The following is a 22,653-nucleotide window of genomic DNA, read 5'->3' as shown; positions in this document are numbered from 1 at the left end:
TCCGGCGCGGCCCGTGCTGAGACTGCTCGCCCGCCGCGCCCGCGCACAGTGGCCACTGCTGGCGGCCCTGCTGACGGTCGTCATGGTCGGCCCCACTCTGCTGGGCGCCTGCGCCCTCCTCATCACCCGCACCGCCGAGCAGGCGCTGGAGGCCGCCGCGTCCCAGGCCGCCCCCGGCGAGGTCGAGGTCACCGCCTACGCCGTCACCGTCCGCGGCCCGGACGTGCGATCCGTCGCCGACGACACCCGCACCGTGCTGGCCTCGACGCTCGCCCCGTTCGCCGCGACGACGTCCACACGCGTGTCGTCGCTGATGCGGCGGCTGCCCGGGACGCGCGCCGGGGAGGCCGGCGTCCCGGCCGAGGCCTACCTGTCGGCCGTGGAGGACCTTCCGGCCCGCGCCCGGTTGACCGCCGGACGCTGGCCACGGGCCGCGACCGGCTCCGCGCGGCCCGCCGCTCCGCTGGAGGCCGTCGTGCTCGAGCCCACCGCTCGGCTGCTCGGCCTCACCCTCGGCAGCCGCGTCCACCTCGGCACGGAGCTGTCCATTGATTCCGCCCCGGCGGCCGAGGTGACCGTCGTCGGCGTCGTCCGCCCGTCACCGGGCACCGGCTGGGACCGCGACCCCCTCGCCGCCGCCGGCTACGACTTCGCCTACCGCGACGGACGCTCGCCGCAGCCGGTGCACGCCTACGGGCCTTTCCTCGTCGACCTCGCCGACCTGCTCACCGGCGGCTCCACGATCGACCGGCTGGAGGTCACCGCCCATCCCGACCTCTCCACCCCCGCCCTGCGCGACCTCGACGCCGTCGCCGGGGCCGTGCTCGGCGCCGACCGCCGGCTGGCACGCACCCTCGGCGACCGCGTGCAGGTCGAGCGCGTCGTCACCCGGCTGCCGTCCACTCTGCTGGCCGCCCGTGACCAGCAGCAGGTCACCGCCGCCGTCGTGCTCACCGTCGCCGTCCTCGGCATCGTCCTGACCGCGACGGCCCTCGCCCTCGCCGGCCGGCTCACCACCGGCGTGCGCGCCGGCGAGACCGCGCTGCTGTCCGCTCTGGGCACCAGCCGCGGCCAGCTCGCGATCGTCGCGACCGCCGAGGCCGGCGCGCTCGCCGTCCTCGCCACCGTGCTCTCGATCCCCGCCTCGTCGGCCCTGCATGCCGGCCTGACCCGTCTGCCGCCACTGGCGGGAGCCGGGCTCACCGCCCATCCGGCGGTGACCGGCGTCCAGGTGATCGCCGTCGCCGGCGGCGCCCTGGCGCTCGCGGCGGTGCTCGTCGTCCTCGCGCTGCGGCCCGCCGCCGCGGCCGGCGAGCGTCGCCACCGGCGCGAGCTGCTGGCCCGATCCGGCGCCGACCTGCTGCTCGTGGCCTTCGCCGCCGCCGGCTGGTGGCAGCTGTACGCCCAGCCCGCCGGGTCCACCGCCCGCGCCGACGCCGTCCGCGTACTGGCTCCCGCGCTGCTCCTCACCGCGGGCGCCGCGCTGGCGCTGCGCCTGGTGCCGCCCGCGCTCCGCGGCGCCGACCGGCTGGCGCGCCGCGCCCGCGGGCTGGTGCTCCCGCTGGCCGCGTTCGAAGCCGCCCGCCGGCCGCAGGCGATCGCCGCGGGTCTGCTGATCGGCCTGGCCTGTGCGGCGGGCACGTTCGGAACCGGTTTCGGCGCCACATGGCAGGACTCGCAGCGCGACCAGGCCGACCTGTCCGTCGGCACCGACCTCGCCCTCACCCTCGCCACCCCGCCGACCCCCGGGCAAGGTGCGGCGGTCCACGCGGCCACCGGCGGATCGGCGAGCCCGGCCACCGACCGCGGCGTCGCGGTCGGGCAGTGGCTCGGCAACGGCGGCGACACGCCACGGCTCGTCGCCGTCGACACCACCCGCGCCGGCACGCTGCTGCGCGGCCGGCTGGACGGCGACCGCGGCTGGACGGGCGTGGGCGCCGCCCTCGCGCCGCAGGCGCGGGCGGTCGGTCTCGCCGTCCCGGCAGGCGCGGCGCTCACCATGACCGGGAAGACCAGCGGCGGCACCCCGCTCGCCGTGACCCCCCAGCTACTGCTGCAGGACGCCACGGGCCTGCGGACCCCCTGCACCGGCGCGCCGGTGCCGCTCGACGGCAGGGCGCACCCTCTGCCCGCGTGCGTGACGGCCGAAGGACTGCGGCTGGTCGCGGTGTCCCTCCCTTTCACGATCGACGAGACCGCGCCGGCGAACGCCGGCACCGGCTCCGCCCTCGCCGCGCCGCAGGCCGGCGCGGACGGCCTCCGGGTCGCGGTCACGCTCACGGTGCCGGGGGCGTCCGTCTCCGCGGGGGCGGCGCCCGGGTCGCCCTGGACCGCCACCTCCGCCGCTCCTGCCCCCGGCAAACTCGCCGATCCGGCCGTCGTTCTCAGCGGCACCTCCGCGGGCGCCGAGCTGCGGATGACGACGTCCGTCGAGCTCAGGGGCTCCGGGGGCGCCGCCCTGACCCTCGTCGCCACCGCCTTCCCCGTCCCCGGACCGGTGCCCGTCGCCGTCTCGGCACGCTTCGCCGGCGAGACCGGAACCCGGCGCGGCGCCCGGCTCAACCTCACCCTCGGCACCGCGTCCGTCCCGGTGAGGGTGACCGAGATGCTGCCCACCGTCCCGTCCGCCCCGGGCGCCGCGGCCGTCCTGGCCGACCTGGACGCCCTCTCCCGCGCCCTCGTCGTCAACGGCCACCTGGAGTCCCTCGTGGACGCCTGGTGGGTCGGGAACCCCACCCACGCCGACGCGGCGGCGCGCGCCACCGCCCTCCACCTCGGCACGGTCACCACCCGGGCCGCCGAGACCGCCCGCCTCACCGGCGGCCCCCTGCGCGCTGGGCTGCCGGCCGCGCTCCGGCTGCTCGTCCCGGCCGCCGCCCTGCTGCTGCTCGCCGGTGTCGTCCTGCACGTCACCTTCGACCTGCAGATCCGCGCCCTTGAAGTCGCGCGGCTCCGGGGCCTGGGGATGACCAGACGCGAGATCCGCAACGTGCTGCTCGGCCAGCACGCCGGCATCCTGGTGCCCCTGATCGCGGCGGGCGCGGCCGTCGGCGCGCTCGCCACCCGCCTCGTCGCGCCCCTGCTCGTCCGCTCCGACACCGGCGCCGCGCCCGTCCCGGCCGCCCTGCCCGTCTGGCCATGGGCCACCGAGGCCGCTCTGCTCGCCCTACTGCTGGCCGGGTGCACGCTCGCCGTCACCGTCGTCGTCACCGTCCAGGCCCGCCGCGCCGACGCCGCGCACCTGCGGGTGGCCTCGTGAGCCGGCGCACGGCCCTTCGGGCGATCGACCGCTGGCGAGCGCTCGGCCAACGGTGGCGGCCGGCGCCCGGGCAAGCGCCGGGGCGACGTCAAGCGCCCCTCCGCTGGTGGCCGCCCGCCCTGCACTGGCCCAGCATCCGCGGCCGCGCCGCCGCCGATGCCGGCCCTTTGCTGCTGGCCGCCGCCGTCGTCGCGGTCGTCACCCTGCTCGCCGGCGCCGTGCCGCCGTTGCTGCGCGTCACCGCCGACGACGCCGTCCACGACGCGGTACGCCGCGCGGGCGGTGACGCCGACGTCCTGGTCCACGCCGGTCTGGAACGCGACGACGGGCCCTACGGTGGCCGCGTCCGCGCTCCCCGCCTCGCCGAGGACGTCGACGACCTGCGCACCAGGGTCACGGACGAACTCGGCCCCGGCCTGCGTGCCGTGGTGCATCCCCCCGTCGCCACCGTCACCAGCCCCACCCTCAAGATCACCGATGGCAGCGTGCTGCGCACCTTCCAGCTCACCTATCTCGCGGCCGACGGCGGGCCACGCGTGACCTGGATCGCGGGCAACCCGCCCGGATCCGCCGTCGCCCCGCAGGACGGCGGCATCCAGGTTCCCGATGGAGGGCCGGCGTGGCAGGTGCAGGTTGGCCTGTCGGAAGCGGACGCCGAGGCCCTCGGCCTGCGCCCCGGCGCTCGCATCCCCCTCACGGACGACCAGGGAAACATCAAGAACGTCCAGGTCAGTGGCATCTTCCGGGCGGCGGACGGCGCCGATCCCGCCTGGCGCCTCGCCCCGTGGGTGTTGCGTCCCATCTCCGGCGTGGACGGCGTGGGCAGCACCCGGCTCGGCGGCCTGCTGTCACCTGACTCCCTTCCGGACGCCCGCCTGGCCTTCGACCAGGATCAGCTTGGGAGAACCATCTCGTTCACCCCCAATGCGGACAGGCTCACCTGGGACTCCGCCCAGGCGATCACCGCGAGGGTGGTCACCCTCAAGGCGACCTCCGGCTCCTCCGGCGCCTCCGACGGTTCGCTGAGGTGGGAAACGCGGCTCGATGGCGTGCTGCGGGAGGTCCGTGGCCAGGTCGGCGCCGCGTCCGCGCAGGCATCGGTGCTGCTCACCAGCGTCCTGGTCGTCGCGGTCCTGGTCCTGCTGCTCGCCGCCGACCTGCTGGTCCGCCGGCGCGCCCCCGCGCTGGCCGCTGCCCGGCAACGAGGGGCGGCCCTTCCCGACCTCGGCGCCGAGCTGCTGCTCGAGTCCGCCGCGGTGGCGCTGGCAGCCGCCGCGCTCGGGCTCGCACTGGCCCGCGCGCTCGCCCCGGGCGCCTCGTGGCAGTGGGTGTTCCCGGTGGTCCTCGCCGCTGCCGCCGCCGGCCCGGCGTTCGGCACGCTCACCGCCGCCCGCGCCACCCGCGACCGGCGCGTCCCGGCCAACCGGTCCGCGCGCCGCCAGATCCTTCTCACCGGCCGGCTGCGCCGCGTCACCCTCGAGGCCGCGGTCCTGATCGCCGCGGTCGTCGCCCTGGTCGCGCTGCGTCAGCGCGGGATCCTCCCGGCCGGCTCCTCCGGCGACACGGCCGGTCCGGGGTCACTGCCGGGGTTGGGGCCGGACGGCGGCGGGGCGCTGCCCGCCGGCGCGCCCGCCCTCGGCGTTCTCGCCGGCGCGCTCGTCCTGCTGCGCCTCCTGCCCGCCGGGACGCGTCTCGCGTTGAAGCAGGTTCTGCGCTCGCGCCGCCCGCTGGCCGTGTTCGGAACCGCGCGTGCGGCGGAGACGTCCACGCGCGTGCTGCCGCTTCTGGTACTGGTGACCTCCGCCGCTCTGGCGTCGTTCGCGCTCACCCTCGACGCCACCGCCGGCCAGGGCCTGACGGACGGCGCATGGCGCACCGTCGGGGCCGACGCCCGCCTCGACGTCCTCCCCACCGCCGCGTCCTCCACGTCGGCTCTCGCCAAGCGCGTCGCCGCCGCGCCGGGAGTGCGGCAGGTCGTCCCCGCGCAGGTGACCGACAGAGCGCGCGTCGTCGCCGACTCTCTGGTCGTCAATCCACGCCTGGTGATCGTGGACGCGGCCGCGTACCGGCGGCTGCTGACCTCCACGCCGCTGCCGGACGCGCCGGCGCTCACCCGGCTCGCCGCGGCCGGTCACGGCGACGTCCCCGCACTGGTGCGCTCGGCCGCCGGCGACCTGCGGCCCGGCGTGCGGCTGCAGCTGCTCCGGGACGGCGCCCCGCCCATCCGGCTCACCGTCGTCGGCACGGCCCCGGCCATCGGAGACGCCGAGGACGTCGTCCTCGTGGACGCCGCGGCCATGGCCGCCGCCGGCATGCCGGCCGCCCAGAACACGCTGTGGGTGACCGGCCCCGGAGCGGCGCGCGCGGCCACCGCGGCCACCTCGGGCGCCGCCGCCGCGGAGGCCGTGATCCGCGAGGACGTGCTGCGCGCGAGCGGCGCGGCGCCGCTGACCTCGGGACTGCTGCGGTTGGCCTGGGCCTCGACCGCGACCCTGGTGGCCCTCGGACTGCTGGGGCTCGCTCTCGGCGCGGCCGCGAGCGCGCCCGAGCGGTGGCAGACCCTGACCCGGCTGCGCACCCTCGGCCTCCGGCCTCGGGACACCCGCTGGGTCACCGCGGGGGAACTGCTGCCGCCGGTGCTGGTCGCCGCCGTCGGCGGCCCACTGCTCGGCGTGCTCCTCGCCCGCCTGTCGCTCGACTCCCTCGCGCTGCGCCTGCTCACCGGACAGGCCGCCGACCCGGCCCTGGTGCTGCCATGGTGGCGACTCGGCCTGGTCACCGTCGCGCTGCCGGCGACGGTCGCCGCCCTGGTGCCCATCGAGTCGGCGCTGCGGCGCCGCCGCCGGCTGAGCGAGGTACTGCGCGCGGGCGAGAGCTAGCCGCACCGACCCTCAGGAGGGCCGGCCGCACCGGCCTGCGAGCCTCGGTACGCGGCGAGCCTGCACCCACCGCCTCGGCGAGACAGGCCGTCCTCTGGGCACGACCGTACTTACCCGTACCGGCCTGATCCGGGAGCCGCGCACGGAACACCACGTCGCAGAACATTCGAAGACATTGCCCGGACAATGCTCCCAGGAAGCGGACCACACCGTGCGCGCATGTTTCGTTCACTCAGGGTGACGGTACCATTGCTCTCGGTAAACCATCGAAAGCATCAGGAGGACCCTCGTGAAGCGACTCGCCCTCGTCCCCGTCATCTCCGCCGCCCTGGTCGCGGTCATGGGCAGCGCCGCCTACGCCTCGCAGTACGTGGCCTACGAGGGGCCGGCCTTCACCGGCCGGTCGGTGGTCATCGACCGGTGCGGCCCGTCCAACATCCCCTTCCACGGGTCGTACAAGTGGTACGGCGACGGCCAGAGCGGCCGCATGTACAACCAGCCCGACACTCAGGGCACGATGCACTTCGAGCTGGCATCCAACCGCTACGCGGAGCAGCGGACGCCCGTCGGCTGGCAGAGCATCTTCATCGTGTGCTGACGCCCCGGTGGGCGCACGGGCTCTGGCCCGTCCGCCCACCGGGCGACCCGCTCACTCGGCAACTCGCAGTGCATGAATGAGCGTCCCGGAGGTCGCCTCTGGGACGCTCATCGCCGGCCCCTAATAGAGCCACTTCTCGCAATGGCGATGCCTGGTCGGCTCCGGTTCCTCACCGCGCGGCAATGTGAGTCGCACCCGCTGCCGTGCCTTGCGCTCCGCCAGATCGGCATCCTCACCGATGCCCGAATAGGACCCGCCCGCATCGTGCCTGGGGCGGCGGCCATCCTGCTCCTGCAGGCGAAGCGGCATCGTGTTGTCCGTCCTGCTCACATCCTCATGATCCTGCGTCCAGGCGGCATCGTCCAGGAGACGAACCTGACCCCCGCCTTCCCGGGCGCCCACGAGGCCGTTACGCGAGAGCGGCATCTATCGCCAGTCGTTGCCGGCGGCGGGTTTCCGGCCGAGGGCGATCCGCATCGCGAGTGTCGTGTACGCGAGAAGCAGGGCGAGCCCTGCCCACCAGGGGAGCGGGAAATACCCGGTCGACGGCGCGTAGTGCACGTTAACCTGCGGGTACTCCGTCATCGTTTGCTGGATGGCGAGTCCCGCGGCTGGAGTGAGCCGTAGCAGCCACTCGGAGACCGCGTCGGGCAGCAGCGGGAGCGTCGCGACCGCGTAGGGCACGGCGATCAGCGACAGCCCGACGACGATCGCTGCCCAGCTGCGGCGCAGCCACAGACCGAGTCCATAGGTGAGGACCGCGCAGAGCGCGAGCCCCACGGCGAGGCCGACGACCACACGGGCGCCCGTCGGCATGGGCAGTGGCCACACGGGGACGCCGTTGCTCCTGAGAACCGCCATGCCAAGCGGCACGACGACACCGACCGCGACGAGGCCGGTGACGAACGTGGCCGCGCCGACGATGGCCGCACTGACCGTGACGACCCGCCGCGATGGCGTCCGGCGAGCTGTGCGGGCACCGTACAGCGCCGCGACGACAAGCACGATGATCAGCCCGATCGTGAGCCCGCGCAGCGTGTCCCGGGCGGTGCGGGCGCCCTCGAAGTCGTGCGGCCCGATGTCGCCCGTGCCGCTGATCGTGATGACACCGTCCCGCTGCACGGTTCCCGATGGGTTGTGGTGCTTCTCCCAGTCGGCTTCGTTCAAGGTGCCGCCGACTGGTTCGCTGCGCCACGCCCCATCGGCGGCACCGTTGACGGCGACGTTGTCGAAGACCCCGACGGTCTGGGTGTGCCGGAGCTTGCCGACAGCGCCGCCGAGGCCGATCTCGTCGAGCGTGAGGTCGCCCGGAGACGTGGCGAACAGACCGACCTGCAAGGTGTCCGGCAGTCCGCCGAGCGTCGCCGTCGCGACGGTGCGCCACTGCTTGCCGTCCGTCGACTCGGAGCCGGTGATGGTGTCGCCCGAGCGGGTCAGGCGCAGCCAGCGCGGGGACCGCGCCGAGACACCGCTCGCGCCCCCGGCGACGTCATGCCTGTAGTCGTACTGGAACCGCACGCCGTGGCCGCCGGTCATCGTGAGCGCGGCGTACCTCGAGCCCGGGCGCACACCATCCTTGATGATGATGCCGGCCTTCGCCCACGGCACCAGCCCGGGCACGATCTTGTCGTGGTTCGGCGGAGGGTAGGTGATCGTCCCCGTCATCGAGGTCATCCGGACCGTGATGCCGCCCTCGCGGCCGAGGTCACGATGGAGAAACCAGAACTTGTCCGTGACGATGGAACCGTCGTCGGCGGCGGGGACGGCCGGGCAGGAGCCGTCGCAGGACGAGCGGTCGCCGAAGGCGAACAGCACGCCCAGCGCGATGACGGACAGGGCCGCGACGGCCAGGGCGATCAGGCGGCCAGGGCGGCGGAACGCGGCCCACTCCCGCCGCAGGAGTTCGGTGGTCGACATGGTGCCGGTTCTACAGATCGGCGCCCGACACGGCTTGAACCGAACCTGTCATGCTCCTGTTAGGCCGGGAACGGCATGCTGGAGGCATGATCGGGCTGCGCAGCGGGACCGTGGGATTACGGTTCACCCTTTTGTACGCCGTCGTGTTCCTCCTGTCCGGCGTCGGGCTGCTGGGCCTGACGTTCCTGCTGTCCGGCAGCGGCATGAAGGGCACCACCCCCGCTGGGAGCGCCTACGCCCAGGGCAGCCTCGCCCAGGCCCAGCAGCGCATCCAGGCACTGGAGGACCAGCTGGCCGCGATGCACCAGGCGCAGGTCCGCCAATTCCTGAGCGGCTCGGTCGTGGCGCTGATCATGATGGCGATCGTCTCGCTGGTGCTCGGCCGGGTGCTGGCCAAACGCGTCCTGCGGCCGCTGCGGCTCATCACCGGCGCCACCCGGCGCATCTCGGCCGACAGCCTGGATCGGCGGCTGTCCGTCACCGGACCGGCCGACGAGGTGAAACACCTCGCCGACACCATCGACGAACTGCTCGCCCGGCTGGAGGCGTCGTTCGCCGCGCAGCGTCGCTTCGTCGCCAACGCCGCCCACGAACTGCGCACGCCCCTGGCGACGATGCGCGCGGCAATCGACGTCGCGGCCGCCAAGCCGGCGCCGGCCACCTCGACGGTCGCGCTCGCGGACCGGATACGTCCGCAGCTCGACCGGGTCGATCACCTGCTCGACGGGTTCCTGGTGCTGGCCCGGGCACAGCACGGCGCGCTGGCCGACGCCGCCCTGGTCGACCTCGGCGACCTCGTCGGCGCGGCGCTGTGCGAACGGTCCGCCGACGTGCGGGCGAAGCGGCTGAACATCGTGGTGGAAGTGCCGCCGGCGACGGTGAGCCAGGGCAGCCCGGCGCTGCTGGAACGGCTGGTCGCAAACGTGGTCGACAACGCCGTGACGCACAACGAGGACGGTGGATGGATCCGGATCGCCGGGTCCGTGCGCGAGGAGACGATGCTGGTCTTCGAGAGCAGCGGCCCCCTCCTCGACCAGCGGGGGGTCGACCGGCTGGCGCAGCCCTTCGAGCGCCTCGGCACCGAGCGCACCGGCTCCTCAGGGCTGGGTCTGTCGATCGTGGCCGCTGTCGCCGCCGCCCACGGCGGCCGGCTGACCCTGCTTGCCCGGCCGGACGGCGGCCTACGCGTGTCGATCACGCTTCCAACGCCGAAGATGTCGGTGGCGGCATGAGGATCCTCGTCGTCGAAGACGACCGGGCACTGGCCGAGGTCGTCGTGGAAGGGCTGCGCGACCAGGGGATGGCCGTCGACCTCGCCCACGACGGGCTGACCGCGGCCGCCAAGCTCGACCTCGCCCCGCACGACGTGGTGGTCCTGGACCGGGACCTGCCGGGTCTCCACGGCGACACGCTGTGCCAGATGATCACCGAACGGGCGGAACGGCCGATGGTCCTGATGCTGACCGCGGCGAGCGCGCCCGGCGACCGGGTCAGCGGACTGACCCTCGGCGCGGACGACTATCTCGCCAAACCTTTCCACTTCCCGGAGCTGATCCTGCGCATCCACGCGCTGGCCCGCCGCAAGCCGCACGCGCGCCCCCGGACGCTACGCGCGGCCGGGATCGAACTGGACCCGGTCCGCCGCAGCGTCGTTCGCGACGGACGACGACTCGACCTGTCGGTGAAGGAGTTCGCCGTGCTCGAAGCGCTGCTGCGTGCCAGCCCCGGCCACCTCAGCACCGGAACACTGCTCGAACAGGTCTGGGACGAGCACGCCGACCCGTTCACCGGCACCGTCACCGTCACGGTGGGCCGGCTGCGGCGCAAACTGGGCGCTCCCCCGATCATCGAGACGACGCCGGGAGTCGGCTACCGGATCGCCGAGAGCCAGACGGGCACTCGTCCCCTCTAGGGCTCACGCCTGACTGCGGTCCCTGCCCAGCCAGGCTTTCCGTCACTAGAGATCGAAAACACCCCGTAGCACGAATGCCCGGGGCGTCTTGGCTGTTCAGATCGTGTGGTCGGAACAACACTCCACGTCGCTGACCTGAGGCATCGCCGGCCACCAGGAGACCATGACCCCCACGTGTTTCAGCCTTGTTCCGACCGTCGTTCGTGGAGCTTTGCCAGATGTTCTTGTCTGCCCGCCTTGACAGGGCACGATGCACTTCGAGCCTGCATCCAACCGCTACGCGGAGCAGCGGACGCCCGTCGGCTGCAGAGCATCTTCATCGTGTGCTGACGCCCCGATGGGCGGACGGGCCACAGCCCGTCCGCCCACCGGCCGACCCGGTCGCCTGGCCGCGCCGGCATGAGCGCAGGACGCCCACCCGGGCCACCCGCCCCGGCCGTGGCCTCCCCGGACGCGAATCGTCGGTGACGACGCGTACCGTGCCCGGCATGGCTATCGCACGCTTCCCGAGCATCGTCATCGACTGTCCCGATCCGGGTGCCCTCGCGGCGTTCTACGGCGCGATGTTGGATTGGAAGGTCGACGTCTCCTCCGACTGGGCCGAGGTCCGGGCGGAGTACGGTCAGTGCATCTCCTTCCAGCAGGTGAAGGACTACACGCCGCCTCGATGGCCCGCCCAGGAAGCGCCCCAGCAGATGCACCTCGACGTGATCGTCGACGACCTCGACGCCGCCGAGAAGGCGGTGCTCGATCTCGGCGCGACCAAGCACGAGCACCAGCCCTGTACGTCCGCCAGGGTGTTCCTCGACCCGGCGGGGCACCCCTTCTGTCTCTGCGTGAACTGATCCAGGAGATCGCCTAGGGACGCCTCATCGCCTGGGCCCCATCAATAGAGCCACTGCTCAGCAATTGCCATCTCTTGGCAATAGCAAAGAGCATGCTTTACTGTCAGCTCGTGACGCGTGGGGCGCTACTGGGCGCGGTAGTCGTGCTGTTGACCGCTTGTTCGGCCCCAACGCCGACCGGGTCGCCCGCGAAGGCGGAGGACACGGCTGTGCTGGGGCTGGGATCCGAGCCTGAGAGCCTCAGCCCTGTGCTGGGGTACGCCCCCGACGGAGGCTCGCTGCTCTTCGACGGGCTGGTGCGCCGGGCTCCCGACCTGACGTTGCAGCCCGCGCTGGCCGAGGCGCTGCCTGCGGTGGCGGGCTCCAAGGTGACCTTCCGGCTGCGGCAAGGAGTCACCTTTCACGATGGCAGGCCGCTGACCGGCGCGGATGTCGCCTACACCTACGGTGAGGTGCTGAAGCCGGCCAACAACTCCCCGATCCGGGGTGACTACGCCGCGATCGACAAGGTCGAGGCCCCGGACGCGCGGACGGTGGTCTTCCACCTGAAGTACCCCTACGCCCCGATCCTGCAGCGTGCCACGCTCGGGATCGTCCCGTCGGGTTCGGGTCTGCCGGCCGCCGGGACGGCCCCGGCCGGAACCGGACCCTACGCCTTGGAGTCCTGGACCAAGGGCGACAAGATCACGTTGAAGGCCAACGAGCGCTACTGGGGCGGGGCCCCGGCGATCAAGAGGCTGGTGCTGGCGTACACCGCCGACGACAACGCCCGCGCCACCCGGATGGCGGCCGGGGAGTTCACCGCCACCGAGCTGCCGCCCAAGGCGATCGCGCGGTTCCGCGACCAGCCGGGGCTGACGGTCTATGAGGCGCCGAGCGCCGACTACCGGGGTGTGATGTTCCCGCTGGCACAGCCGGTGACCGGTGACCTGGCGATCCGCAAGGCGCTGGGACTGGCCGTCGACCGCGCCGCGATGGTGTCGGCGATCCTGGCAGGCTCGGGGACCCCCGCTTTCGGTCCTGTCGCGCCCGGCACCGACTGGCACGACCCCGCGGTGGACGGCTCGGCCACACCCGACCGCGCCAGGGCCGCCCAGCTCCTGGACGAAGCCGGGTGGAAGGCGGACACGGACGGGATCCGGGCCAAGGGCGGGACGGCGGCGAGGTTCACGCTCATGTACCCGGCGGGCGACTCACTGCGCAAGGAGCTGGCGCTGGCCGTGGCTTCCGACGCCAAGAAGATCGGCATCGACGTCCGGCTGGCCGGCCTGGACTGGGACGCCATCGAGCCGCGCATGGCCACCGACGCCCTGATCATGGGCTGGGGCAGCCCGTTCGACCCCGACTACACCAACTACGAGCTGTTCCACTCCTCCTACTCCGGCCAGGGCTTCTTCAACCCGGGGCACTACAAGAACCCCCAGGTCGATCGCCTGCTGGAGACGGGCCGCGAGACCTCCGACCCCGCCGTCAGAAAGAAGGCGTACCAGGAGTTCCAGCGGCGCATCAGCGACGACGCCGTCTGGCTGTACCTGGTCTACCTCAAGCACACCTACGTGGTACGCGGGAACTGGAGTGGCATGAAGGTGGGCGTCGAACCGCACGAGCACGCCACCGGCGGCCTGTTCGGCACGATCGCGAGCTGGAAGCCCGCCGCATGACCTGGGTCCGGATCGTGGCCTGGCGGCTGGCCTTCGCGGTTCCGCTGCTGCTGGTGGTGACGTTCGCGATGTTCGCCCTCGCCAAGGCCTCCCCGTTCGATCCGGTGCGCCAGTACCTGGGAGATCGGGCGATGACCACCAGCCCGCAGATCGTCGCGGACATCAGGGCGAACTGGGGCCTGGACCGGCCGCTGCTCGAGCAGTACACCAGCTGGCTGGGCCACCTGCTGCGGGGCGATCTGGGAGAGTCGCGGTCGTTGCGGCTGCCGGTGGCGCAGGTGATCGGTGAGCGGCTGGGCTGGACGCTGCTCGTCGTCGGCTGCGCGCTGGTGCTGATGCTGGTGGCCGGTCTGGCGCTCGGGACGCTGGCCGCCTGGCGACGGGACTCCTGGCTGGACCGGCTGTTCACCGGCACGGCGTTCGCCAACGAGGCCGCCCCGGTGTTCTGGGTCGCCCTGATGGTCATCTGGGTGTTCGCCGTGAAGCTCGGCTGGTTGCCCGCGGGCGGGCTCACCGACGCCGCCTCCACCACGGTGACCCTTCCCGACCTGCTGCGCCACCTGGTGCTGCCGGTGGTGGTCCTGGCCTTCTCCCAGTCGTCCTGGCTGCTGCTGTTCGTCCGCGAGTCGGTCATCGGCGTGCTGCGTGAGGACTTCGTCACCGGCGCGCGGGCCCGCGGCCTGCGGGAGCGGACCGTGCTGGTGCGCCATGCGCTGCGCTCGGCCCTGCTGCCGTTCATCACGATCATGGGCGCGCGCGTCCCCGAGCTGGTGACCGGAGCGATCCTGGTGGAAGCGGTGTTCTCCTTGCCCGGCGTCGCCGGCACCACCGTCAAGGCGGCGCTCGCGGTCGACTTCCCGCTGCTGGCCGCGCTCACCCTGCTCGCCACGATCGCGGTCGTGGCGGGCAACCTGCTGGCCGACCTGGCGTACACCGTGGCCGACCCCCGCGTGCGCGTGCTGGGGGTGAACTGATGGCCGCCACCAGGACATGGCGGCGGGAAGGCGCCGGACAGACCCGCCGGGTCAAAGGGCCGCGCTCCCGCCACCGCCTCGCCGCGACCACCCTGGCCGTACTGATCGCGGCGGTGATCCTGGTACCGCTGATCACCCGCCTCGACCAGCAACTGGTGGACCTGTCCGCCAGCGGACTGCCTCCCTCGCCGGCCCATCCGTTCGGCACCGACGAGGTCGGCCGGGACGTGCTGCTGCGCGCGATCTACGGGCTGCGCGTCTCGCTGCTGGTCGGCCTGGCCGCGGCCGTGGTGAGCGCGGCGATCGGCGGACTGGTCGGGCTGGCGGCCGGCGCGGCCGGAGGCGTCACCGACCGCCTGCTGATGCGGGTCGTGGACGGCTTCAACTCGCTGCCGCACCTGCTGTTCGGCATCTTCATCGTCGCGTTGTTCGCGCCCAGTTCGACCGCGGTGGTGGTGTCGGTCGCGGTCACCCACTGGACCACCGCCGCCCGCATCGTCCGATCAGAGGTGCTGTCCCTGCGTGGACGCCCATTCGTCGACGCCGCGATCTGCGGCGGGTCGAGCAGGTGGCGCATCGTCCGACGGCACTTCCTGCCCAACCTGGCGCCGCACCTGCTGCTCGCCACCGTGCTGATGGTCCCGCACGCGATCTGGCACGAGACCGCGCTGAGCTTCCTCGGCCTTGGCCTGCCCCCCCACCTGGCCTCGCTCGGCAACATGATCAACGACGGGCAGCGTTCCCTGCTCGCGGGCGACTGGTGGTCCAGCCTGTTCCCCGGCCTGCTCATCCTGCTGCCCACCCTGGCGATCTCCGCGCTCGCCCAGCACGTCCGCGACCGTACCAACCCCCGATGGAGATCGGAGCTGGTCCTGTGACACTGCGCGTGGACGGGCTGTCGGTCCGCTTCCACCTGCCCGGCGCGACCGTGCACGCGGTCACCGACGCCCGCTTCGAGCTGCGCGAAGGCCACTGCCTGGCACTGGTCGGCGAGTCCGGCTGTGGCAAGTCGGTGATGGCACATGCCCTGCTCGGCCTGCTCCCCGGCAACGCCACCGTCACCGGGTGCGCCCGGCTCGGCTCGCTCGACCTGGTCGCCGCCCCGGAGAAGGTGCTGGCACGGCAGGTACGCGGCCGGCGGATCGGCCTGATCCCCCAGAGCCCCGCCGCGCACCTCACCCCCGTACGCACCGCCCGCGCCCAGCTCGCCGAGACCCTGCGCGAACTCGGCCGCGCTGAGACCCCCGACCAGGTCGCGGCGCGTGCCGGTCTGCGACCGGGCGACCTGGACCGCTACCCCCACCAACTGTCCGGCGGCATGGCCCAGCGCGTCGCCAACGCCCTCGCACTGGCCGGGGACCCGCCGCTGATCATCGCCGACGAACCCACCACCGGCCTGGACCGGCCCCTCGTCGAGGCCACCATGGCCGAACTGCGCCGCCTGTGCGACGACGGCCGCGCGGTCCTGATCATCACCCATGACCTGCGAGCCGCCGAGCAGGTCGCCGACGACATCGCCGTCATGTACGCCGGCCGCATCGTCGAACTCGCCCCGGCGCCGACGTTCTTCGCCGGGCCCCGCCACCCGTACGCGGCCGGGCTGCTGGACTCGCTGCCCTCACGCGCGTTCGTCCCCATCCCGGGAGAGCCGCCCGAACTGACCCGGCTGCCCAGCGGGTGCGCCTTCCGGCCCCGCTGCCCCCGAGCCACCGCCCTGTGCGAGGAACAACCCGTGCTGAACAAGGTGGCCTGCCACCATGCTTGAAGCCACCGGCATCACGCTTTCCTTCGGCCGCCGCAAGGTGCTCGACCAGGTGTCGCTGTCCGTGCGCCCCGGGGAGGTCCTCGGCCTGGCCGGTCCCAGCGGATGCGGCAAGTCCACCCTGGCCCGCGTGCTCGCCATGCTGCTACGCCCCTCTGCCGGCACGATCACCCTCGACGGGCACCAGGTGAACCGCTGGCGGCACCGAGCCCCCCGGCGCACCGCGATCGGCCTGATCTTCCAGCAACCCCGCCTCGCCGTCGACCCTCGCTTCACCCTCCTGGACGTCATCACCGAACCCCTGCGCGCCAACCGGCGGCCCCTGGACCGCGCGCACCGGCTCGCCTCGGAGCTCGGCCTCACGCCCGAGCTGTTCACCCGCCGCCCGCACGAGGTCTCCGACGGCCAACTCCAGCGCGCCTGCGTGGCCCGCGCCCTCGCGCTCGAACCCGGATACCTGATCTGCGACGAGATGACCACCATGCTCGACGCCTCCACCCAGGCCCATCTGGTCGCCCGCATCGAGGACTACCGCACCCGCACCGGCGCCGGCGTCCTGGCGATCAGCCACGACACCGAACTCCTCCACCGCTGGGCAAGGGGAAACGTGCGCGACTGGGACCAGGACACCACCGCCGATGACCCTCCCGACACACCGCCCGGCTCCGCCCACCCTCAGACCACCACACCACGACCCTCACCATCCACCTGAGAAGACCCCTCATGCGGCGGCACCCTGCCGAACATGGGTCGCCGCCGCTGTTTCCGGTCGATCCACGGCAGGGCGGCAGGAGGGCCGATCACCGAACGGCGATCGATGGCGTGTTCTTCCGCGTCCGGACGGCCGACCCATGGCGTGACCTGCCGTCGTGTCGTGGAAACGGAAGACCGTCCCCAACCGGCATCGCCGCCGGTCGACGGACGGCACGCGGGAGAAGATCCTGGACGGTTCGCGGACGGGATATGACGAGGCCGAGGGGAGGCGTCAGCCGACCCCTGAACTCTGTGCCGGAGCGGCTATGGCCGGATTCAACTGAGCGTCCTACGATGTTGATCATGTCGAACCTGGGGCTTCCAGAGCTGCTGATCCTGATCGTGGTGGTCGCCGTGATCGTGGCGGTCGTCCTGGTGGCGATCAGGATCGGTCGAGCAGGAAACCGATCATCGTCCGTCCCGCAGATGAGACCGATGACTCCGGAGGAGTTGCACCAGGTCGTCACCCGGCTGACGCTCCAGGGACGCCAGATCCAAGCGATCAAGGAGCTTCGCGATTTCACCAGGCTCGACCTGCCGACCTCCAAGGCCGTCGTCGACGGCGTGGCCATGGGGCGTGACATGTGGAGCCATCCCGCCATGACCAGGTTCAGGCCCGCGGACCACGATGCCCTGCCGCGTACCGCCGGTCCCGACCTGGCCACCCGCGTACGCGAGCTCAAGGCCGCCGGCCGTGAGGAGCAGGCGGTCCATCTGGTGCGCGGCGAGACCGGCATGGGCGAGCACGAGGCCAGAACCTTCGTCGACAGCCTGTGACCAGCAGCCATGCCCAGACACGGCAAGACCACGCCCCAGCCCAGACACCGACCGAACCACTCCGAACCCAAAGCCCGACCCATGATCACGACTCGAGCTTTCCACTGATCAGACTATGGTCAGGGACGGGCTCGAACCGCCGACCTTCCGCATTTCAGGCGGACCGACCACCCTGCTCCCCAGCCGAAGACCAAGGTCAGAGGGTGGCGTACGGCCGCCGCCGAACGCCCCTGGTGCCCGACGTTGCTGTCACCACTGCTGTCTAGGTGAGGCCTGGTGGGGTCGATGGCGGGTGACGAGATGAGTTCCACGAAGCTTCACGATTCGCCTTTTCACGATCGGATTCAGCTGACCGGGACTAGTATCGTCGGCTGGCGTGACGCGATCAGGCTCGGATTTTCGCGGATGGTACTGGTGGGCATTCGTCGCCACCTCCATCCTCGTGCCAATCGTGAGCATCGCCCTGGCCGTTTTCTTCGCCTCCCAAGGCCGCGAGTACGCCGACCAGTGGGCCAGCATCCTCAGCTTCGTCGTCACCTCCCTCGTCGCCTCGGCAGCGATGATCGGCTGGTTACGACAGCGGGCCAAGAGCAGGGGCGGTCTCGGCACGTTGGACGTGGCCGAGCCCGAGGCGGACGCCGTAGCGGCGCGCGCCCAGCGACTGGCCGCCAAGGTGGAGCAGGTGTGGAAGTCGGAGGAACTACGACAGCGCCTGCTGGACCCGGAACCTCTGCCCGTCTCCTGGCGTACGGTCGGCCCGCCGGTCAGCGACCACTGGCGGGTCATCGGCGGCAAGGACACTCCCATCGACCTCGACGGCAGCTTGGACGATCTTTATCACATAGTCCACACCAAACTCCCCCGGAAGCGCTTGGTCGCCCTCGGCGAACCCGGCGCCGGCAAGACTTCGCTGGTGATGCGCTTTGTCCTAGCATGCCTGTCCGCCCGCGAGCAGGCCGACCCCGTCCCCGTCATCCTGCGACTCTCGACGTGGACTCCGTCCCAGCAGCCCATTGTTGGCTGGATCTACGCCCGCCTGGCGGTGGACTACGACTACGACCCCGCCGAGCCGCTGGGCCTGCATTGGCTCCTGCTCATCCTGGACGGCCTTGACGAGATGCCCGCCTCCGAGCGTGAGCAGGCCCTCACCCAGATCAACGCCGCGTTCAGCGCCAGGTACCCCCTGGTTCTGACCTGCCGTACCGCGGAATACCTGGTCACCATCGACTCCCAGCAGGCGGACGTCCTCACGGCGGCAGCCGCCATCGAGCTCAAGCCGCTCGACACCGCCGCCATCCGCGACTACCTGATCATCACCACAAAGCCTGCCCGGCTGCCTGAATGGTCCAAGGTGTTCGCCGAACTGACCGCCAACCCGGACGGCGAACTCGCCCACGGCTTATCGACTCCGCTGGCCCTCTCTCTGGCTCGCATGGCCTACGCCGAACGGGCGGCGAACCCCGACTACCTACTCACCTTCACGACCAGACATGATCTTGAGGCTCACCTTCTCACTGAACTTGTGCCCGCCCTCTACTCCGGCTCCACCAGCCACCGCAGAGGCAGCCACTCCGCCTTCCCCCGTCGCTCCGGTCGCTCCGGCGCGTATGAGCAGCCTCGCCTCGCCTGGAGCGCGGACGCCGCCCGCAACTGGCTGTCCTTCCTAGCCCGGCAATTTGGTCGGCGGGGCATCTCCTCGCCTGGACTGACCGACGTCGTCCCTCCCTTGGTCTATGACGTGATCCGCAGTCTCCTGACCGGGCTGTGCGCCGGCACGGCATTCGACGTAGCAGCAGGTCCCGCAAGGGGTGCCCTCGTCGGGACGGCCATGGCCGTGGCCACTTTCATCTACGCCTTCATCACGGACCTTCCAGAGTCGGCCGCCACGAGCCAGGTGAAGTCGTGGACCGTGACGTCGACCCTCTTCGCCGCCGTCCTCGGATTTCTCACGATGGGCATTGGTCTGAGAGACGATCAGACAATAATCATCGTGCTTGTGACCGCACTCTGGTTTCAGGTGACGCTCTCCCGCGGCCTGATTGCCCTGCAGGTAGCGCTGCTCGACTTCGCCGTCGTGCACACTGCCATGACCTGGCCATCCGTCTCCCCATACGCGATCGGCCTGGCCGCCTTCGTGACCATCCTCGCCGTATCCGTCTTGTCGGCCTCCCGTCCCCGCCTCTTCCTTGCGTGCGCCATACTGGCCGCGTCCGGCCGACTGCCCTGGAAGGTAGCCGCCTTCCTCGATGACGGCTACCAGCGCGGTGTGCTCAGAAAGGTTGGCGACCTGTACTACTTCCGTCATGAACTCCTGAGACAACAACTGGCACACAAGGAATAGCCACATCGGCGATCAGCACACCAGATTAAGCTCGGGGCGCTTCTATTGATTACCCAGTTACGTACGCTGCCACTTGGCCCGGTCAGGGAGAAGAGGAACGTAGTCGTAGCCCAGCTCATCCAGCCGAGCGCGAACCCACTGCGCAGCCTGGTCATCTGGTTCAAGCTCCCGGAGATGGAACCTGAGGCTCTCGATGGCCCTTCTTTCGCGTTCTCCCCTGCTGACCGGCCTGAGGTCTCCAGGCAGGTTGTGGCAGATGTCTGCGATCATCCGAACACGCGCAAGGTGGTCCAGCGAGCCGCTTCCTTCTCCAGCCTGCACCTCGCGTCGTATGACATGACTCGTCGCTCGGATCTCCATGAACCCCAACGCCATCAGATGACGAACAGCGTCCTGGGCTGACCTTCCGCCTCTGATCTTGGATCGGTGCCGCTTCGCACGCTTCCCCGCCTCGACACGGTCAGGGCAGTCACAATGCCCGTGACGCTCCTCGATGCACGAAGGGAATTCGCACGCCGGATCATGTCTGTGATCGAGCCGCCACAGGTGAATGTCACGGTTCGTGGAACCTGCGAGCCGCGCGATTCTGTACTGCTGTCGGCTGGAGAGAGTCTGTGGAAGTGCGAGGAACCTCGATTTCAACAGCAACGCCCGACCGCAGACAAGGTCGCCGTTGTTCATGCGCAGCAGCTCGCAGGCGGGCCAGATCTCTTCCGAGAGCTGGGAATGGTCGCCATCCCATGGCCAACGAGGGCGCGGTATCAGGTAGTGATCCCCTTCCGGAGCCAGGTGTTCCTGGAGGAACTCGGCTGCGGTCGACTTCGGCCCTCCGGGCAACGCCGCCGCTTCGAGAAACAACTCGATCAGCGTCGGCGTATCAACCGCCCTTACTGTCCGAGCAGCCTTAGGCAGGCGTGTGCCGTATTTCCGGTCGATTGCCGTCGGCCATGGGAAGAACCACATACTCATCAGCCTGCCAGGAGGCGTGACGGGTCGAGCAGTTCCGAACGTAAAGGGCCGTTGCCGTCACTGGACATCAAAAGCCCCGGGCCGTGATCGGCTCGGGGCGTTTTGGCTGTTCTGGATGTGTGGTCAGGGGCGGGGTCGAACCGCCGACCTTCCGCTTTTCAGGAGTAGGCACCATGAGCGCTTTCATCCTGTCGGTGCTGCCGCCTACCCGGTAAGGTCTGGTACGCCACCTGCTCGCCTGATTAACTGGCGCTGTGCTGACCTCCCGGTACTCGACTCGGCCCTCTGGACGAGCTTTAGTGAAGTTGATCATGGTAACGCTACTGATAGGCGTCGTGCTCGCCTTGGGCATGTGGTGGTTGCTGGCAGAGGGATGGGATGCCCTACTGGATGCTCTGCCGATATGGCTGCCTCATACCCGTTAATAGCCGTGAACCGCGATGCGTGCATGATCGCTCACCTCGGCGTTACGGCCTGACCTCGGCTCCAGGTGATCGCTGACGTGTGGGTGCATGAGCTGGTGTGAGGCCGGGTTGATGTAGCGGTTGATGTACCGCGGAGTGTCAGTGGCAGGCAGGGCATCGACCTGGTTGTCCGGTGGGCCGGGACTGAGGCACGAAGCCCGGACCTTCGATCGCCCTCAACCCTGAACGGCGACCAGCCACAGCGCGATCGGAACCTGTATGGGTTGTGACGGCCCGCCGATGCCTCAGCCACCTACGAACTGATGTTCCCCGGCTTTCGTGGAGTCACTTTGGTTGACTTGCATGCCTGGACTCTCAAGAGAGGTCAGCATGCCCAGGAGCTATCCCCCCGAGTTCCGACGTAAGGTGTTGGACCTGCTCAAGGCTGGCCGAACCGTCCAGCAGGTGGCCACCGATCTGCAGATCAGCGACCAGACCATCTACAACTGGCGCAAACAGGACCGCATCGATGCAGGACTGGAGCCCGGCATCACCTCCTCGGATCACCTCGAGCTGGTCGCCGCCCGCCGCCGGATCGCCGAGCTTGAGGCCGAGCTGGCGGTGACCCGGCGAGCCGGTGAGCTGTTGCGCCAGGTGGTGTCCCCAAAAGACGCTTCGAGGCCATCGCGGTGATGGCCGCCGAAGGCTTGCCTGTCCAGGTCTGTTGCCGGGTGATGGGCGTGTCGGAGTCGGGCTACTACGCCTGGCGCACTCGCCCGCCATCAGCTCGGTCGGTGCGCCACGCGTGGCTCACCGACGAGATCCGCCAGGTCCATGCCGCCTCCAGGGGCGTCTACGGTGGCCGCCGGGTGCACGCCGAACTCACTTTGGGCCGCGGCATCGCAGTGGGACATGGCGCGGTCGCCATGCTGATGCACCGTGCCGGCATCAAGGGCCTGCCCGGCCATCGCCGCCGGCGCCCCATGCCGCAGGTGCCGACCGCCACCGACATGGTCGATCGGCTGTTCGCCCGGGGCAGGCCTGACCAGCTGTGGGTCACTGACATCACCGAGCACCCGACCCGGGAGGGCAAGGTCTACTGCTGCGTGGTGCTCGACGTCTACTCACGACGCGTGGTCGGCTGGTCCATCGACTCGGCCCAGACCGCGGCCTTGGTCACAGGCGCCCTCGGGATGGCGATTCACAACCGCATCCCGCAGGCCGGACCGGTGATCCATTCCGACCACGGGGTGCAGTACAGCTCCTGGGCGTTCACCGAACGAGCCAAAGCCTCAGGACTGGTGCCGTCCATGGGCTCGATCGGCGACTGCTTCGACAATGCGGTCATCGAGTCGTTCTGGGGCCGGATGCAAACCGAGCTGCTCAACCGCCGACGGTGGAACACCCGCATCGAGCTGGCGAATGCGATCTTCGAGTACCTGGAGATCTTCCACAACCGGCAACGACGCCACAGCGCGCTAGGGATGCGGACCCCAATCGAATACGAGATGCTGAACTCAAACACCCAGCTGGCATGACGGCCAATCGAGCCGACTCCATCAAACCCGGGACACATCAGAGTCTCCACGAAACCCGGCGCGG

Annotated in this window: 16 protein-coding genes, 1 tRNA gene and 1 pseudogene; 14 read left to right on the top strand and 4 right to left on the bottom strand. The window is 71.0% G+C overall.

The window, feature by feature from the left end; all coding sequences use genetic code 11:
• Window positions 1-13: 13 nt before the first annotated feature.
• The 3 genes from ACFO60_RS23875 to ACFO60_RS23865 all read left to right on the top strand — a co-directional run bounded on the left by ACFO60_RS23875 (window position 14) and on the right by ACFO60_RS23865 (window position 6,736).
• Window positions 14-3,259, top strand: a complete 3,246-nt coding sequence (locus ACFO60_RS23875; protein WP_380843609.1) for an FtsX-like permease family protein — start codon at window positions 14-16, stop codon at window positions 3,257-3,259.
• A gap of 167 nt (window positions 3,260-3,426) precedes the next feature.
• On the top strand, window positions 3,427-6,138 hold the full coding sequence (locus tag ACFO60_RS23870) for an FtsX-like permease family protein (RefSeq protein ID WP_380843608.1): 2,712 nt from the start codon (window positions 3,427-3,429) through the stop codon (window positions 6,136-6,138).
• Window positions 6,139-6,427: 289 nt separating this feature from the next.
• Window positions 6,428-6,736 carry a MiAMP1 family antimicrobial peptide gene (locus tag ACFO60_RS23865; RefSeq protein ID WP_380843607.1) on the top strand — a complete coding sequence of 103 codons (309 nt, stop codon included), beginning with the start codon at window positions 6,428-6,430 and terminating at the stop codon, window positions 6,734-6,736.
• 120 nt (window positions 6,737-6,856) lie between these two features.
• Here the strand turns inward: ACFO60_RS23865 and ACFO60_RS23860 are convergent, their stop codons facing one another.
• Together ACFO60_RS23860 and ACFO60_RS23855 are read right to left on the bottom strand one after the other, a co-directional pair.
• Window positions 6,857-7,066, bottom strand: coding sequence for a hypothetical protein (locus ACFO60_RS23860; RefSeq protein WP_380843606.1), 210 nt, complete (start codon window positions 7,064-7,066; stop codon window positions 6,857-6,859).
• A gap of 96 nt (window positions 7,067-7,162) precedes the next feature.
• On the bottom strand, window positions 7,163-8,653 hold the full coding sequence (locus tag ACFO60_RS23855) for a DUF1349 domain-containing protein (RefSeq protein ID WP_380843605.1): 1,491 nt from the start codon (window positions 8,651-8,653) through the stop codon (window positions 7,163-7,165).
• 86 nt (window positions 8,654-8,739) lie between these two features.
• Between ACFO60_RS23855 and ACFO60_RS23850 the strand changes: the two genes are divergently transcribed.
• The 9 genes from ACFO60_RS23850 (at window position 8,740) to ACFO60_RS23810 (ending at window position 17,337) form a co-directional block, all read left to right on the top strand.
• Window positions 8,740-9,885 (top strand): sensor histidine kinase, encoded by a 1,146-nt coding sequence (locus ACFO60_RS23850; RefSeq protein ID WP_380843604.1) that lies wholly within the window; start codon window positions 8,740-8,742, stop codon window positions 9,883-9,885.
• Window positions 9,882-10,565, top strand: a complete 684-nt coding sequence (locus ACFO60_RS23845) for a response regulator transcription factor (protein ID WP_380843603.1) — start codon at window positions 9,882-9,884, stop codon at window positions 10,563-10,565. Before ACFO60_RS23850 ends, ACFO60_RS23845 begins: the two co-directional genes overlap by 4 nt.
• Before the next feature lie 488 nt (window positions 10,566-11,053).
• Window positions 11,054-11,410, top strand: a complete 357-nt coding sequence (locus tag ACFO60_RS23840) for a VOC family protein (RefSeq protein WP_380843602.1) — start codon at window positions 11,054-11,056, stop codon at window positions 11,408-11,410.
• Window positions 11,411-11,619: 209 nt separating this feature from the next.
• The gene (locus ACFO60_RS23835; protein WP_380843601.1) at window positions 11,620-13,071 is read left to right on the top strand and encodes an ABC transporter substrate-binding protein; all 1,452 of its coding nucleotides are present in this window, start codon (window positions 11,620-11,622) and stop codon (window positions 13,069-13,071) included.
• A complete protein-coding gene (locus ACFO60_RS23830; protein WP_380843600.1) occupies window positions 13,068-14,045 on the top strand; it encodes an ABC transporter permease in 978 nt (325 codons plus the stop codon). The genes ACFO60_RS23835 and ACFO60_RS23830 overlap by 4 nt, the downstream gene beginning before the upstream one ends.
• Entirely contained in the window at window positions 14,045-14,923 is an 879-nt protein-coding gene (locus tag ACFO60_RS23825; RefSeq protein ID WP_380843598.1) for an ABC transporter permease, read from the top strand. Before ACFO60_RS23830 ends, ACFO60_RS23825 begins: the two co-directional genes overlap by 1 nt.
• A complete protein-coding gene (locus ACFO60_RS23820) occupies window positions 14,899-15,810 on the top strand; it encodes an ABC transporter ATP-binding protein (protein WP_380843596.1) in 912 nt (303 codons plus the stop codon). The genes ACFO60_RS23825 and ACFO60_RS23820 overlap by 25 nt, the downstream gene beginning before the upstream one ends.
• Window positions 15,803-16,519 (top strand): ABC transporter ATP-binding protein, encoded by a 717-nt coding sequence (locus ACFO60_RS23815; RefSeq protein ID WP_380843594.1) that lies wholly within the window; start codon window positions 15,803-15,805, stop codon window positions 16,517-16,519. Before ACFO60_RS23820 ends, ACFO60_RS23815 begins: the two co-directional genes overlap by 8 nt.
• 344 nt (window positions 16,520-16,863) lie before the next feature.
• Window positions 16,864-17,337, top strand: a complete 474-nt coding sequence (locus ACFO60_RS23810; protein ID WP_380843592.1) for a hypothetical protein — start codon at window positions 16,864-16,866, stop codon at window positions 17,335-17,337.
• A 116-nt stretch (window positions 17,338-17,453) separates the two neighbouring features.
• Here ACFO60_RS23810 and ACFO60_RS23805 read toward each other — a convergent pair.
• Window positions 17,454-17,518, bottom strand: a tRNA-Ser gene (locus tag ACFO60_RS23805).
• 195 nt (window positions 17,519-17,713) lie between these two features.
• Between ACFO60_RS23805 and ACFO60_RS23800 the strand changes: the two genes are divergently transcribed.
• A complete protein-coding gene (locus tag ACFO60_RS23800; protein ID WP_380843590.1) occupies window positions 17,714-19,678 on the top strand; it encodes an NACHT domain-containing protein in 1,965 nt (654 codons plus the stop codon).
• 57 nt (window positions 19,679-19,735) lie between these two features.
• Here the strand turns inward: ACFO60_RS23800 and ACFO60_RS23795 are convergent, their stop codons facing one another.
• Window positions 19,736-20,641, bottom strand: coding sequence for a hypothetical protein (locus ACFO60_RS23795; RefSeq protein ID WP_380843588.1), 906 nt, complete (start codon window positions 20,639-20,641; stop codon window positions 19,736-19,738).
• A gap of 800 nt (window positions 20,642-21,441) precedes the next feature.
• Between ACFO60_RS23795 and ACFO60_RS23790 the strand changes: the two are divergent.
• A pseudogene (locus tag ACFO60_RS23790) lies at window positions 21,442-22,589 on the top strand (IS3 family transposase).
• The last annotated feature ends 64 nt before the right edge of the window (window positions 22,590-22,653 follow it).

It is taken from the genome of Sphaerisporangium dianthi (assembly GCF_042654065.1).
Classification (GTDB): domain Bacteria; phylum Actinomycetota; class Actinomycetes; order Streptosporangiales; family Streptosporangiaceae; genus Sphaerisporangium; species Sphaerisporangium dianthi.
Note: the sequence above shows the minus strand (reverse complement) of the source record. Positions and strands in the feature narration are given on the sequence as shown.

Excerpts from the sequence above, each read along its gene's own strand:
- ACFO60_RS23855 (WP_380843605.1), bottom strand. The coding sequence starts at position 8,653 with ATGTCGACCACCGAACTCCTGCGGCGGGAGTGGGCCGCGTTCCGCCGC.
- ACFO60_RS23850 (WP_380843604.1), top strand. The coding sequence starts at position 8,740 with ATGATCGGGCTGCGCAGCGGGACCGTGGGATTACGGTTCACCCTTTTG.
- ACFO60_RS23845 (WP_380843603.1), top strand. The coding sequence starts at position 9,882 with ATGAGGATCCTCGTCGTCGAAGACGACCGGGCACTGGCCGAGGTCGTC.
- ACFO60_RS23840 (WP_380843602.1), top strand. The coding sequence starts at position 11,054 with ATGGCTATCGCACGCTTCCCGAGCATCGTCATCGACTGTCCCGATCCG.
- ACFO60_RS23830 (WP_380843600.1), top strand. The coding sequence starts at position 13,068 with ATGACCTGGGTCCGGATCGTGGCCTGGCGGCTGGCCTTCGCGGTTCCG.
- ACFO60_RS23825 (WP_380843598.1), top strand. The coding sequence starts at position 14,045 with ATGGCCGCCACCAGGACATGGCGGCGGGAAGGCGCCGGACAGACCCGC.
- ACFO60_RS23820 (WP_380843596.1), top strand. The coding sequence starts at position 14,899 with ATGGAGATCGGAGCTGGTCCTGTGACACTGCGCGTGGACGGGCTGTCG.
- ACFO60_RS23815 (WP_380843594.1), top strand. The coding sequence starts at position 15,803 with ATGCTTGAAGCCACCGGCATCACGCTTTCCTTCGGCCGCCGCAAGGTG.
- ACFO60_RS23810 (WP_380843592.1), top strand. The coding sequence starts at position 16,864 with ATGTCGAACCTGGGGCTTCCAGAGCTGCTGATCCTGATCGTGGTGGTC.
- ACFO60_RS23795 (WP_380843588.1), bottom strand. The coding sequence starts at position 20,641 with ATGTGGTTCTTCCCATGGCCGACGGCAATCGACCGGAAATACGGCACA.